Below are 13,152 nucleotides of genomic sequence, written 5' to 3'. Positions count from 1 at the left end.
AGGCGTGTTTCTTGAGCGACGGTAAACTGAATAGGTGGCGGTTTTCGCTAAAAGTACTTTCTACCAAAGCCCGCATTCCCTGTCGTTGGTTCGCAATTCTATTCCCTATCTTCGTAATAGAGGTAAAAGCACTTACTTTAACCTATGAATTATACTGAGCAAAATCAAACTATCAAACGTTGATAATAAGATTTTTGGTCAATTTTAGGTCAATCGCAAGAAGTGAGCGATTGACCACAGTCTGTAGACAGTATTCTGTTACGCGTTCTGCATTTTATTAATGTCTAACTGTAACGATTCCAACTGCTTCGCCACTCGACCAACATCGCCTGCCCCCTGCGTTAAAACAAGGTCACCGCCTTGAATTACATTGGCTAAAGCCGACGGCAGCGCGTTGATATCGGCAACAAAGATTGGATCTATCTTACCACGCCCGCGAATAGTTCGACTTAATGAACGTCCGTCTGCCCCTGCAATAGGTTTCTCACCTGCAGAATAAACATCTAACAGAATTAGGACATCAACCTGTTCAAGAACGTTCGCGAAATCATCATACAGATCGCGAGTACGGCTATAACGGTGTGGTTGGAAGATCATCACAAGACGTTTATCAGTCCAGCCACTTCGTGCAGCTTGAATCGTCACATCAACTTCGGTTGGGTGATGACCGTAATCATCAACCAACATAGCAACGCCTTTACCTGTTTCGTACTCACCTAGGTGATCGAAACGGCGACCAGTGCCTTCGGTTCCCGCCATCGCTTTTAGAATCGCTTCATCGCTGATGTCATCTTCTGTTGCAACAGCGATCGCCGCTGACGCATTCAGTGCATTGTGACGACCCGGAATATTTAATGTGATATCAAGGTTAGCTTTACCTTCACGTACCACCGTGAACTTACCTTGTTGACCTTCTTGTACGTAGTTCTCAATACGAATATCCGCATCTTCTGAGAAACCGTAAGTAATCACTTGGCGACTTACCTGAGGGATAAGCTCACGTACTACAGGATCATCAACACACATCACAGCCTGACCGTAGAATGGCAGGTTGTGTAAGAAGTCAATAAACGTCTGCTTTAGCGTTTCAAAATCGCCACCGTAGGTATCCATATGATCCGCTTCGATGTTAGTTACGATACTAACCATTGGTTGCAGATGTAAGAATGACGCATCACTCTCATCGGCTTCAGCGATAAGAATACGGCTTGAACCTAAACGTGCGTTAGTGCCTGCACTTTTCACCAAACCACCGTTTACGAAGGTTGGATCTAGGCCTGCTTCCGAGTAAATCTGTGTCACTAGCGCAGTCGTGGTTGTCTTACCGTGCGTACCTGCCACAGCAATGCCGTGACGAAAACGCATCAGCTCAGCCAGCATTTCTGCACGACGAACGATAGGTGTACGCGCTTCACGAGCAGCAATAATTTCTGGATTTTTTTCGTTGATAGCGGTTGAAACCACCACCACACTTGCGTCGGCAACGTTACTTGCTTGGTGACCGATATAAACGGTCGCGCCCTTGCTAACTAAACGATCAGTCACTGGGTTTTGAGCAATATCAGAACCCGTGATCTGGTAGCCTTCATTTAGCAAGACTTCAGCAATCCCGCTCATTCCAGCACCACCAATACCAATGAAGTGGATAGATTTAACACGGCGCATCTCTGGCACCATTGCACGGATTTGCGCTAAGTCTTGGGTATGTTCAATCGTCATCAATTCAATCTCATTATTTTGCTAAAGCTTTAATTGCTTCAGCGACGGTCACATCAGCATCAAGCTTGGCTGCTTGACGAGCTTTTGTTGCCATCATTTTTAATTCATTTCTATCAAGCTGAGCGATAGTGTTCGCTAACTTATCAGCCGTCAATTGAGGCTGTTCAATCATTAACGCTGCTCCACATTCAACTAAGTGGTCGGCATTCAACGCTTGTTGCCTATCTTTATGCATAAACGGAACGAAGATAGAACCAACACCTGCTGCAGATACTTCTGATACGGTTAATGCCCCTGACCGACACACTAATAGATCTGCCCACTCATAAGCTTGCGCCACATCATCAATAAATTCAGTCACTTGTACATTATCTACAGAATGTGATTTGTATTGTTCAATCACTTGCTGTTGATTGTTTTTACCGGCTTGGTGCATCACAGTAAAACCAGCGCCTAACTGAGCCAATGTCAAAGGCAGTGTATCATTTAGGATTTTAGCGCCTTGGCTACCACCCATAACCAAAATGCGGATGTCACCATCACGCTCAGCCATGCGTTGATCGGGTTCAGTTAAGGCAACAACATCTTCGCGTACTGGGTTACCCACGACTTCTGCAGTAGGAAACGCACCCGGAAAAGCTTGGAAAACCTTTTTAGCAATCTTAGACAGCCATTGGTTGGTTAAACCTGCCACTGCATTTTGTTCATGCAGAACTACTGGAATACCAGACAACCAAGCCGCGATACCACCGGGACCACTCACGTAACCACCCATGCCGAGCACCACATCAGGCTGCCATGCTTTAATGTGTTGTCTTGCTTGAAGTATGGCATTAATAATCTGGAACGGCGCTTTAATTAGCTTGCTAATGCCTTGACCACGAAGGCCTTTCACCTTGATAAAGTCGATCTCAATACCATGCTTTGGCACCAAATCCGCTTCCATTCTGTCTGCAGTTCCTAACCAGCGAATTTCCCAGCCTTGTTGCTGAAGCTTTTTAGCCACGGCTAAGCCAGGGAAAACGTGACCGCCAGTACCACCAGCCATCACTAAAAGTTTTTTGTTTTTTGTCATCACGTTAGATTCTTATTCTACTAATTCGTTTTGATTATCGGCTTGTTCTTTTTGTTGTATCCGGCACTCGTGATCGATACGCAGCAACATAGAAACCGCCACCGACATCACGATAAGACTTGAACCACCATAACTGATCAACGGTAAGGTTAGACCTTTGGTCGGGACGATACCTGAAGCAGCACCCACATTAACAAGCGTCTGAAAAGCAAACCAAATGCCGATGCCAAATGCCAGGTAGCCACTGAACACTTGGTCATTTTCAAAGGCCTTTTTACCAATAAGAATGGCTTTAAAAACCAAGCTAAAGATCAGCATCAACACCAAGGTTACGCCAACAAAACCCAATTCTTCTGCCAACACAGCAAATACAAAATCGGTGTGCGCTTCGGGTAGGTATTCGAGCTTTTGAATTGAGTTACCAAGCCCTTGCCCCATCCAATCACCACGGCCGAACGCCATCAATGACTGAGTTAACTGGTAACCACTACCGAAAGGGTCGTTCCAAGGTTCCCAGAATGAGGTAACACGTCGAACACGGTAAGGCTCTATAACAATCAAGCCGACGACTGCGGCAATACCCGCCACCATCAAGGCGATAAACTGTGAAAGCTTGGCACCAGCAATGAATAGCATGCCAAACAAAGTAACTAGCATTACGACTACGGTACCTAAATCGGGCTGGCCCAATAGCAACACGGCAAAGGCGCCAAACACCATGATGGGTTTGGCAAAACCACCGAAGAAGGTTTTTCTCACTTCGTCCTGTTTACGAACCAAGTAGCCCGCCATAAAGATAAACAGCGATAACTTGGCTACCTCAGCAGGTTGTAAGTTAAATAACCCTAATGGGATCCAACGCGATGCGCCGTTAACCGATTTACCGACGGCTAATACCACAATCAGCAAGAAAAAGGATAAGCCCAGTAGATACATACTGTATTGAAACCAGCGCTGCATAGGGATTTGCAATATGACGCTGGAGACACCTAATGCCAACACAAGGAAGATGGCATGACGGAACATAAAGTGAAACGGTTGATCGGTTAAACGAGCACTGATTGGGAACGAAGCCGACGTTACCATTACCAAACCCGTCAGCATCAGTCCAAGAGCAATCCATACCAATTGACGATCATAGAGCGCCTCTGGTGTGGCACGGTTAAGCCATTGCCAAATAGATTGATTGATCTCTTTCACTCTTTGCACTGAATGTTAGTCCTTCAACACGTTAGGCATACTCATGAGCAAGTTCAGTGAACGCATCACCTCTTGCCATGAAGTTATTAAATTGATCGAAGCTTGCGCACGCAGGAGAGAGCATCACCATATCTCCAGCCACCAACTGTGGTGAGATGGATTCGATTATCTGCTGCATGGTATCGAACTTTTGTGCAGATGGGTGTAGAGGCATGAATTGATCGGCATCTTCACCAAAACAACACAGTTGAACGCGTACTAGTTGCGACAACACAGGCTTAAGCTCACTGAAGTCGGCACCTTTACCAACCCCGCCAACCAGAAGATACAAAGTACCTCGGCACTCTAAGCCCGACAGAGCCGCTAATGTACTGGCTACGTTGGTCGCTTTTGAGTCGTTAACCCATTTAATTTCGTGTTTGTCAGCCACTACTTGGCAACGATGCGTTAAACCATTATAGGCTTTCAGGGCTTCAAGGCTTTTTCTGTAATCGATACCGACTTGTTTAAGCAGTGCTAGCGAGACTAACGCATTTGCCACATTGTGACGTCCAACCAATGTTAAATCTTGGGTAGAAAGTACAGGTCTACCGTTGTCCATTAGCCATTCGGTACCATCAACTGTCGCGACACCAAACTCTTGGTCGTCGAGCCCGAATGTTACTAATGACATGCTGTGGTCTGGATACGTCTCTTTATCGTCGCGGTTTACAATCGCATATTGAGCATTGTTAAAGATTCTTAGCTTGGCATCGCGGTAGTCGGCCATGCCTTGATAACGATCCATATGATCTTCAGACAGGTTCAGAAATGCTGCTGCTGCTAAGTTTAGGCTTGATGTTGTCTCTAACTGAAAACTTGAAAGCTCAAGAACATATAAATCAGCATTAAGCTCTAAAAGTTCTAAGGCAGGGATACCAATATTGCCACCCACACCGACATTCAAACCCGCAGCCTTTGCAAGTACACCAGTAAGGTCGGTCACGGTGCTCTTGCCATTAGAACCTGTTATTGCCACGACGGGTTTGTCTACCGCCCAGCCAAACAGTTCAATATCGCCAACAACCGGAGTTCCCGCTTGAATAACATCTTGTATTTCAGGGGTCGCTAAGGCGATACCTGGGTTAGCGACCACTAAATCAGCCTCAGCTAACCATTGGCTATTCCAGCTTCCAGAATGCAGTTCTACCGATTCAGGCAAAGACTCTCTGCCCGGTGGTAGTTCTCGCGTATCAATGACCTTCACATGAGTGTGAGGCTGATATTTTACGAGATGTTTAACGACAGAGAGCCCGGTAATACCGAGCCCCACAACCACTACATTTTGAATATTTTGCCAACGTTCCATTTAAACAAGATGCTCTTAATAGTTTTAAAGAGCCTCTATGACAGAGGCTCACATAGGATTAACGAACTTTCAGTGTCGCTAGGCCAACCAGTACTAATACCATTGAGATGATCCAGAAGCGCACGATTACGCGCGGCTCAGGCCAACCTTTAAGTTCATAGTGGTGATGAATCGGTGCCATGCGGAAAATACGCTGGCCACGCAATTTGTAAGAGCCTACCTGCAGGATTACTGACAGGGTCTCCATTACAAACACACCGCCCATGATAACCAGTACCAACTCTTGGCGAACCAACACAGCAATCACACCCAGAGCACCACCTAGTGCTAGAGAGCCAACATCGCCCATGAATACTTGTGCTGGGTAGGTGTTGAACCATAGGAAACCAAGTCCAGCACCAACTATGGCAGTACATACAACCACAAGCTCAGAAGTGTATGGGATGTATGGAATGTGTAGATATGCTGCGAAGTTAACGTTACCTGTCGCCCAAGCAATCACAGCAAAACCAGCAGCAACCATAACCGTTGGCATAATCGCCAAGCCATCTAGGCCGTCTGTTAGGTTCACCGCGTTACTGGTACCCACAATAACAAAATAAGTCAGTACGATGTACAATAAACCTAATTGTGGCATCACATCTTTAAAGAAAGGAACAACCAATTGGGTTGCCGCAGTATCGTGCCCGTGAGCATACAGCGCAAACGCCACAACCAGTGCAATAGCCGATTGCCAGAAGTATTTCCAACGCGCAATCAAGCCATCTGTGTTTTTACGAACCACTTTACGGTAGTCATCAACAAAGCCAACCGCACCGTAACCGCCAAGGACAACCAATACAGCCCAAACGTAAGGGTTAGAAAGATCAGCCCACATTAATACCGTAATAATGATGGCAGCTAGGATCATCACGCCACCCATGGTAGGTGTGCCACGTTTGCTAAAGTGAGATTCAGGGCCGTCGTTACGAACAACTTGGCCAATTTGTAGCATTTGCAGACGCTCGATTAAACGAGGTCCCATCCACAGCGACAGGCATAAAGCCGTCAAAATACTCGCGATTGCACGAAACGATAGGTATTCGAACAAACGGAAAAAAGAAAAGTGTGGCTGTAGTAGCTCTGCAAGCCAAATTATCATGAAAAGTTCTCCTTTAAAGCAGCGGCTATTTTACTCATTCCTGCACTATTAGCGCCTTTTACCAACAAGGTATGCGACGCGTTTTCTGGCAAGCTTAAGTGCTGCTCTATGTGCGCGAACATCGCTTGATGCGTTGCAAAGTGGGTACCATTACAGACCTCACTAATCACCTTGGTATCATCACCGTAAGTGAGTACATGCTCAAAAGCGAATGGGGCAGCATATTCACCGACTTGACGGTGAAGTGCAAGGCTTTCGTCGCCTAATTCAGCCATATTGCCTAAAATCAACCAACGTTGACCTTTGAAGCTCGACAGCAGTTTAGCTGCCGCTTTCATCGCAGGTACGCTGGCGTTGTAACTGTCATCTATCAGCTTGATATTCTGACTTAATTGTTGAACCTCAACTCGTCCTTTGACAGAGATAAGATTTGCTAAACCATTTTTCACTTCATCTAGCGTGGCGCCAAATTGGATGCTCAACGCCGCTGCTGCTAATGCATTCGCTACGTTATGTTGACCGATAATACCGAGCTCAACCGGCATAGCGCCTTGCGGAGTTTGCATCTCAAAGCAGGCTTCACCCTGCTCATTAATACCAATGTTCTTAGCAAAGTAATCTGCATTGCTGTCGCTTTCTGAAAATGTCAGTACCGTTTTATCGGCAAGTACTTCATTCCAAAAGTCACCACCGTTGCTATCTAAATTAACAATAGCAGCATCACCGGCAGCAAGCCCTTGAAAAATTTCACCTTTCGCTTTTTTAACACCATCAATTGAGCCAAAGCCCTCTAGATGCGCGGCTGCGACGTTATTAACTAAGGCCACCTGTGGTTTCACAAGTTGCGTAGTATAGGCGATTTCACCAATATGGTTCGCACCCAGTTCTATCACGGCATAGTCGTCATTTGGTTCACTGCGCAGTAAGGTTAGTGGTACTCCAATATCATTATTGAAGTTACCCGCCGTATACAGCACCTTGCCACGTTGTTGCAGAATGCTCGCCACCATCTCTTTGACGGTCGTTTTGCCACAGCTTCCTGTTATCGCCATGGTTGGCACGTCACATTGTTTGTGGATCCAAGCACTTAGCTGACCTAAAGCAAGTTTAGTGTCTTCAACAACAACTTGAGTAATATTTAGGTCAAGTTTTCGTTCGACTAACAACGCACTCGCATTTGCCTCAACCGCTTGATGACAAAAGTCATGCGCATCAAAGCGTTCTCCAACAAGAGCGACAAACAATGCGCCTTCTTCAACGGTGCGAGTGTCGGTAGAAACGGCATTAATTACGGCATTGTTTGAGTTACTAGACTCAATCAACTCACCGCTGACCGCAGAACAAATCTGTTCGAGTGATACATCAATCATTATGAAATACCTAAAAGTTGAAGCGCAGACTCTCGGTCTGAGTAATGTACCGTTTTGTCTTTCAATACTTGGTAATCCTCATGGCCTTTACCAGCCAAAAGAATAATGTCATTGCTGTCTGCCTGTTCAAGCGCGAACTTAACCGCTTGGTAGCGATCGTGTTCCACAAATGCAGATTCAGGTTTGCTTAAGCCTGACAGCATGTCTTGGACAATCAAGGCAGGAGCTTCGCTACGAGGGTTGTCATCTGAAATAATGATTTTATCGGCGAACTGCTCTGCGGTCGCTGCCATCATAGGGCGTTTACCAGTGTCACGGTCACCGCCGCAGCCAAAGATAGCCCACAGTTTTCCAGAACAATGAACACGCAATGCTGCTAATGCTTTTTCTAAAGCGTCTGGCGTATGCGCGTAATCGACAACCACTTTTGCTTTGCTCGGCACTTGGAACAGTTCCATGCGACCAATCACAGGTTGTAGCTGAGGCGCAGTGTCGACCAAGGTTTGCTTATCGATACCTAATGACAGCAAGGTCGTAAAGGCAACCAATACGTTTGATGCGTTGAACTGACCAATCAGTGGAACCGAAAGATCGCCTTGTCCCCAACTACCATCAAAAGAGAGCTTAATCCCAGTTTCTGCATAGGCAACGTCAGATGCCCATACCGACTGCTGGTAGCCCGTTAATGGAAGTAATGAAACAGCAATCGCACTCGATAAATCTGTCATCCAAGCTTTACCTACTTCGTCATCAACGTTTATGACAGCGTGATTGCATTTGTGCTCAGTAAACAGGCTCTTCTTAGCCAAAGCGTACTCTTCCATCGTGCCATGGTAATCAAGATGATCACGGCTCAAATTCGTGAATACACCTACTTCGAAGTCCAAGGCTTTAACTCGACCTTGCACCAAACCATGAGAAGATATTTCCATTGCTGTATAAACGGCGTTTTCTTCAGCCAACTCACTCAGTGTGCGTTGTATTTCGATGGCACTGCCGGTGGTATTCGCCGCCGTTTTAAGGTTACCTAGAAAACCGTTACCCGTGGTGCCCATTACTGCCGAACGTTGGCCGACTAAATCAAGCCACTGAGCAATCAATTGGGTGATGGTGGTTTTGCCATTGGTGCCGGTAACACCAATCAACTTAGTCGCTTGAGACGAGTAAACACGGCCGGCCAACTCAGATAACACCAAGTTAAGGTCTTTAATGTAAATGACCGGAACAGTACCCAACCACTCAATCAGACCATGGGGCTTTTCAGCATCGGCCTGTGCAATAACAGCATGAGCTCCCTGTGTGACCGCTCTGTCAATGAAACGACGGCCATCGACAGCATGTCCGACTACAGCAACAAAAATATCACCGTCCTTGATCGCACGGCTATCCAACTCCAACTGCTCAACAGCAATCGCATCTAGCTCAGAAGAACCGAAGTCTCCCCAAGGAGAAAGTAAAGATGACAGCGTGAGGCTATTACTCATATTGAATCCTGATTGGCTCTATTCTTGAAATTTGTTTTCATCAGCAGGGACATTAAGTATTTGCAGTGCACCCTTCATGATTTCAGAAAAAACGGGGGCTGCGACTGAACCGCCATAGTAAAGGTCACCTTGAGGCTCGTTAACCACAACAACCAGCGCCACTCTAGGGTCACTGACTGGGGCAAAGCCAGATGTAATAGCGATATATTCATCGCTGTACCCACCAGCTTCTGCTTTACGAGATGTACCTGTTTTTGCTGCTACTCGGTAACCAGGCACAGCAGCTCTCGTTGCCGTACCACCCTTTTGAGTTACCCCTTCTAGCATTTGCAGAACCAGCTCAGCGTTCTCACGCTTGATGATCTGCTTAGAGAAATCTTGGTCGTTACTTTTGATGATGTGAATTGGTTCATACATACCTTTGTTAGCTAACGTTGCGTAAGCATGAGCCAATTGAAGTGGCGTAACTGCTAATCCATAACCAAATGCCAAGGTAGCGATTTCAAACTTAGACCAGCGACGACGGTTCGGGAAAATACCCGCCGTTTCCCCCACCAGGTTCAACCCTGACATCTCACCTAAACCGACAGAGCTGTACATCCCAAGCAAGGCTTCAAGTGGCATATCAAGCGCTAACTTCGCTACACCGATATTACTCGATTTTTTGAGGATCAACGCTAAATCAGCTTTGCCGACTTTCGACGTATCACGTACGCGACTGCCACCAATCTGCATGATACCATTACCTGTATCAATGATGGTTTCCGCGTCTGCCGTCCCATTCTCCAGTGCCGCTAACACCACGAAAGGTTTTACTGTCGAACCAGGCTCCATGGCATCAGTGAGCACGCGGTTTCGCATCTTAAAGCTTTGTAAGTCAGAGCGGTTGTTCGGGTTGTAAGACGGTGCATTGACCATGGCTAACACTGCGCCCGTCTTGACATCGAGTAACACTGCAGAGCCCGAAGTCGCCTTATGATCGGCTACAGCTTGCTTGATCGCTCGATAAGCTATCGCTTGTAATCGTTGATCGATTGTGAGCTCGAGTGGCTTACCTTCTTCACGCTCTTCTAAAGCAATGTTTTCAACAACGCGTCCATAGCGGTCTTTACGAATCGTTCGCTTACCCGCCTCGCCCGTAAGCCATTTGTCGTAGCTGCGCTCAACACCTTCTAGGCCGTGCCCATCAATCCCGGTAACGCCGATAAGGTGCGCGCTGACTTCGCCTGCAGGGTAGTAACGTCGAGATTCAGCTTTCAGACCAATACCCACTAGCTTCAGATCGCGAATATATTTAGCCATCGCAGGGCTAACTTGTCTTTGCAGGTAAATAAATCGACGGGATTTGTTGCTAGAGATCTTGTCGATCATTGATTGTCGTTCTAACCCAAGCACATCAGCTAGCGCATACCAACGATCAATGTTGGCCATGCCGTTTTTGTCAAAAATCGTTTTTGGATCAGCCCATACCGCCTCAACAGGAACACTCACAGCAAGCGGCTCGCCATTGCGGTCTGAAATAATACCGCGAGCAGAAGGAATGGCCTTAACACGTACTGAACGAAGGTCGCCCTGACGAATTAAGTTATCTGGTTCAATAATTTGAATGTAAGCCACACGGCCAACCAGTGCAGCAAAGGCAAGAAACACGAAAGCAATAACGACGTTAAAACGCCATTTAATAAGAATTGGATCCGAATCCTTTTCGCTCTTCACACGCTCTTTCGTTGATTTCTTAACGGTTTTTGCGGGTGCTTTTTCCTTTTTACCGGTCATTTCAGTGTGATCACAACTTCTTTGTCAGAGTCTGGACGTTTCATGTCTAGCTCTCTTTTTGCCGATGCTTGAACGCGACTGTGTTCAGCCAGAGCCGTCTCTTCAAGCATTAAATTTCGCCACTCATCATCAAGCTGTTCTCGCTCCACCAATGCCATGTCTTTTTGAGTGATCGCCTGACGTGACATATGTGTCGTAAGAACGACCCCCATCGCACTTGCAAAGATACAGATAAGAAGCATCAATGGGATCTTACCCACGGAGATCAAATCAAAAAATATTATCTTGGCTAAGTTAGGTTTGGAGGTCTTCATTGACTATAGCTTTTCTGCGATTCGTAATACTGAGCTACGTGAACGAGTATTCTCATCCACTTCGCCTTTTGATGGTTTAATCGCTTTACCAACAGGCTTAAGATCAGCACTGCCTAGCGCTTTGATCTGCTCTTCTGTTAGTGGCAAGCCATGTGGTACTTGCGGGCCTTGGCTCTCTTTACGGATAAAGCGCTTCACCATGCGGTCTTCAAGTGAATGGAAGCTGATAACAGATAAACGACCTTCTGGAGCAAGAATACTTGCAGCACCTTTCAGTGCCGTGTCGATCTCTTCAAGCTCGCTGTTGATGTAGATACGGAATGCTTGGAAAGCACGTGTCGCTGGGTGCTTTTTCTCTTTAAAGCTTTTTGGTGCTACATCTGAGATAAGCTTAGCCAACTGGCCAGTGCGCGTTAGCGGTTCGTTCTCTTCATTCTCTTGATAAGCAATGATGCCTTTCGCGATACGGCGAGCGTGTTTGTCTTCACCAAACTCACGGATAACCCATGTGATGTCATCAAGGTCAGCTTCAACTAACCACTGAGATACAGGAATGCCAGTTGTTGGATCCATACGCATATCAAGCGGGCCGTCTTTCATGAAGCTAAAGCCACGCTCTGCGTCATCCAGCTGTGGTGAAGAAACACCTAAATCCAGTAATACGCCATCCACTTGACCGACTAAGTCGTAACGCTCTGCATATTCAGCCATACCTGAGAATGGGCCATGAATAATCGTAAAACGAGGGTCATCAATCTTTTGTGCTTCTGCAATCGCTTGTGGATCGCGGTCGATACTAAAGAGTCGTCCATTCTCGCCCAGTTTAGACAGGATTGTACGGCTGTGACCACCACGACCAAAAGTACCATCGATGTAGGTACCGTCAGGTTTGATCGCAAGTCCGTCAATAGATTCGTTAAGCAATACTGAAATATGTTTGAATGCTTCTGTCATAGTCTTCTCAGTGAGTGGATTGAGCCATTAGTTCGGCAATAATTTGTTCTATTAACGTTTTAGTGTACTGATTTCACGCTGTATCTCCACCATATTGTGTCTAGGCTTTGGGAATTTTTGACCCAAGCTCATATCAGGGTGAAGGATTCTAAGGAAATCTAAATAATTTACGTCAATATAAAGCAAAAAACCCATCACTACCGTTAAGTAATGATGGGTTCTTTATATAGGTGGAGTTGACACATACGCCGGGTTCTGTTCCGCTTGCGCGGCGGTAACCATTCGTCTAGGCCTGCAATCGCTCACAGGCTCAAGCAATCTACCCGCCCCCATACGCGAGCAACGCAATGTGAGGGCCTATTTGATCTTGCTCCGGGTGGAGTTTACCTTGCTACGAACTGTTGCCAGTCGCACGGTGCGCTCTTACCGCACCCTTTCAGCCTTACCTGTGCCCCTTCCGAAGAAATGAGGCCATCGGCGGTCTTCTCTCTGCTGCACTTGTCGTGGGCTCGCGCCCCCCAGACGTTATCTGGCACCCTGCTCTATGGAGCCCGGACGTTCCTCCCCTCTACCAGTCTCCCGAAGGACTTCAACGTCAGTTTCCCGAAGGACCTCAACGTCAGTCTCCCGAAGGACATCAGCAAAGCAGCGATTACCCGTTCAACTCCGAGGGCGGATTGTATAGAGATTAGAGCGCAGTGTCTAGCGAGATCACAAATATGCTGCAAACCTCTAAGCAACTGCATGAATTTCACACAATTAAGACAAAAA

At 46.6% G+C, this 13,152-nt stretch carries 10 protein-coding genes and 1 other RNA gene; all 11 read right to left on the bottom strand.

Annotated features, from left to right (window positions below; all coding sequences use genetic code 11):
- Window positions 1–258: 258 nt before the first annotated feature.
- Window positions 259–1,719, bottom strand: coding sequence for a UDP-N-acetylmuramate--L-alanine ligase (gene murC / locus FTW16_RS06905; protein ID WP_146490528.1), 1,461 nt, complete (start codon window positions 1,717–1,719; stop codon window positions 259–261).
- Window positions 1,720–1,732: 13 nt separating this feature from the next.
- On the bottom strand, window positions 1,733–2,794 hold the full coding sequence (murG, locus tag FTW16_RS06900) for an undecaprenyldiphospho-muramoylpentapeptide beta-N-acetylglucosaminyltransferase (RefSeq protein WP_146490527.1): 1,062 nt from the start codon (window positions 2,792–2,794) through the stop codon (window positions 1,733–1,735).
- A gap of 12 nt (window positions 2,795–2,806) precedes the next feature.
- Window positions 2,807–4,003: a cell division protein FtsW gene (ftsW, locus tag FTW16_RS06895; protein ID WP_146490526.1), complete on the bottom strand. Its 1,197-nt coding sequence runs from the start codon at window positions 4,001–4,003 to the stop codon at window positions 2,807–2,809.
- A 22-nt stretch (window positions 4,004–4,025) separates the two neighbouring features.
- Entirely contained in the window at window positions 4,026–5,342 is a 1,317-nt protein-coding gene (gene murD / locus FTW16_RS06890) for a UDP-N-acetylmuramoyl-L-alanine--D-glutamate ligase (RefSeq protein ID WP_146490525.1), read from the bottom strand.
- 58 nt (window positions 5,343–5,400) lie between these two features.
- A complete protein-coding gene (gene mraY, locus FTW16_RS06885; protein WP_048658030.1) occupies window positions 5,401–6,483 on the bottom strand; it encodes a phospho-N-acetylmuramoyl-pentapeptide-transferase in 1,083 nt (360 codons plus the stop codon).
- Window positions 6,480–7,853: a UDP-N-acetylmuramoyl-tripeptide--D-alanyl-D-alanine ligase gene (gene murF / locus FTW16_RS06880; RefSeq protein ID WP_146490524.1), complete on the bottom strand. Its 1,374-nt coding sequence runs from the start codon at window positions 7,851–7,853 to the stop codon at window positions 6,480–6,482. The genes mraY and murF overlap by 4 nt, the downstream gene beginning before the upstream one ends.
- Entirely contained in the window at window positions 7,853–9,337 is a 1,485-nt protein-coding gene (gene murE, locus FTW16_RS06875) for a UDP-N-acetylmuramoyl-L-alanyl-D-glutamate--2,6-diaminopimelate ligase (protein WP_146490523.1), read from the bottom strand. Before murE ends, murF begins: the two co-directional genes overlap by 1 nt.
- A gap of 18 nt (window positions 9,338–9,355) precedes the next feature.
- A complete protein-coding gene (locus FTW16_RS06870) occupies window positions 9,356–11,113 on the bottom strand; it encodes a penicillin-binding transpeptidase domain-containing protein (RefSeq protein ID WP_146490522.1) in 1,758 nt (585 codons plus the stop codon).
- Window positions 11,110–11,427 carry a cell division protein FtsL gene (gene ftsL / locus FTW16_RS06865; RefSeq protein ID WP_061019056.1) on the bottom strand — a complete coding sequence of 106 codons (318 nt, stop codon included), beginning with the start codon at window positions 11,425–11,427 and terminating at the stop codon, window positions 11,110–11,112. The genes FTW16_RS06870 and ftsL overlap by 4 nt, the downstream gene beginning before the upstream one ends.
- Before the next feature lie 3 nt (window positions 11,428–11,430).
- Window positions 11,431–12,381: a 16S rRNA (cytosine(1402)-N(4))-methyltransferase RsmH gene (rsmH, locus tag FTW16_RS06860; protein ID WP_017059280.1), complete on the bottom strand. Its 951-nt coding sequence runs from the start codon at window positions 12,379–12,381 to the stop codon at window positions 11,431–11,433.
- A gap of 228 nt (window positions 12,382–12,609) precedes the next feature.
- Window positions 12,610–13,049, bottom strand: an RNA gene (gene rnpB, locus FTW16_RS06855) — RNase P RNA component class A.
- Window positions 13,050–13,152 lie beyond the last annotated feature (103 nt).

Origin of the sequence: Vibrio sp. T20 (assembly GCF_007858795.1) — a bacterium.
GTDB classification, from domain to species: domain Bacteria; phylum Pseudomonadota; class Gammaproteobacteria; order Enterobacterales; family Vibrionaceae; genus Vibrio; species Vibrio satsumensis.
This window is presented reverse-complemented; position numbering and strand designations above follow the sequence as displayed.

Coding starts and splice junctions, on each gene's coding strand:
- mraY (WP_048658030.1), bottom strand. CDS start 6,483: ATGATAATTTGGCTTGCAGAGCTACTACAGCCACACTTTTCTTTTTTC.
- rsmH (WP_017059280.1), bottom strand. CDS start 12,381: ATGACAGAAGCATTCAAACATATTTCAGTATTGCTTAACGAATCTATT.
- murD (WP_146490525.1), bottom strand. CDS start 5,342: ATGGAACGTTGGCAAAATATTCAAAATGTAGTGGTTGTGGGGCTCGGT.
- ftsL (WP_061019056.1), bottom strand. CDS start 11,427: ATGAAGACCTCCAAACCTAACTTAGCCAAGATAATATTTTTTGATTTG.
- murE (WP_146490523.1), bottom strand. CDS start 9,337: ATGAGTAATAGCCTCACGCTGTCATCTTTACTTTCTCCTTGGGGAGAC.
- FTW16_RS06870 (WP_146490522.1), bottom strand. CDS start 11,113: ATGACCGGTAAAAAGGAAAAAGCACCCGCAAAAACCGTTAAGAAATCA.
- murC (WP_146490528.1), bottom strand. CDS start 1,719: ATGACGATTGAACATACCCAAGACTTAGCGCAAATCCGTGCAATGGTG.
- murG (WP_146490527.1), bottom strand. CDS start 2,794: ATGACAAAAAACAAAAAACTTTTAGTGATGGCTGGTGGTACTGGCGGT.
- murF (WP_146490524.1), bottom strand. CDS start 7,853: ATGATTGATGTATCACTCGAACAGATTTGTTCTGCGGTCAGCGGTGAG.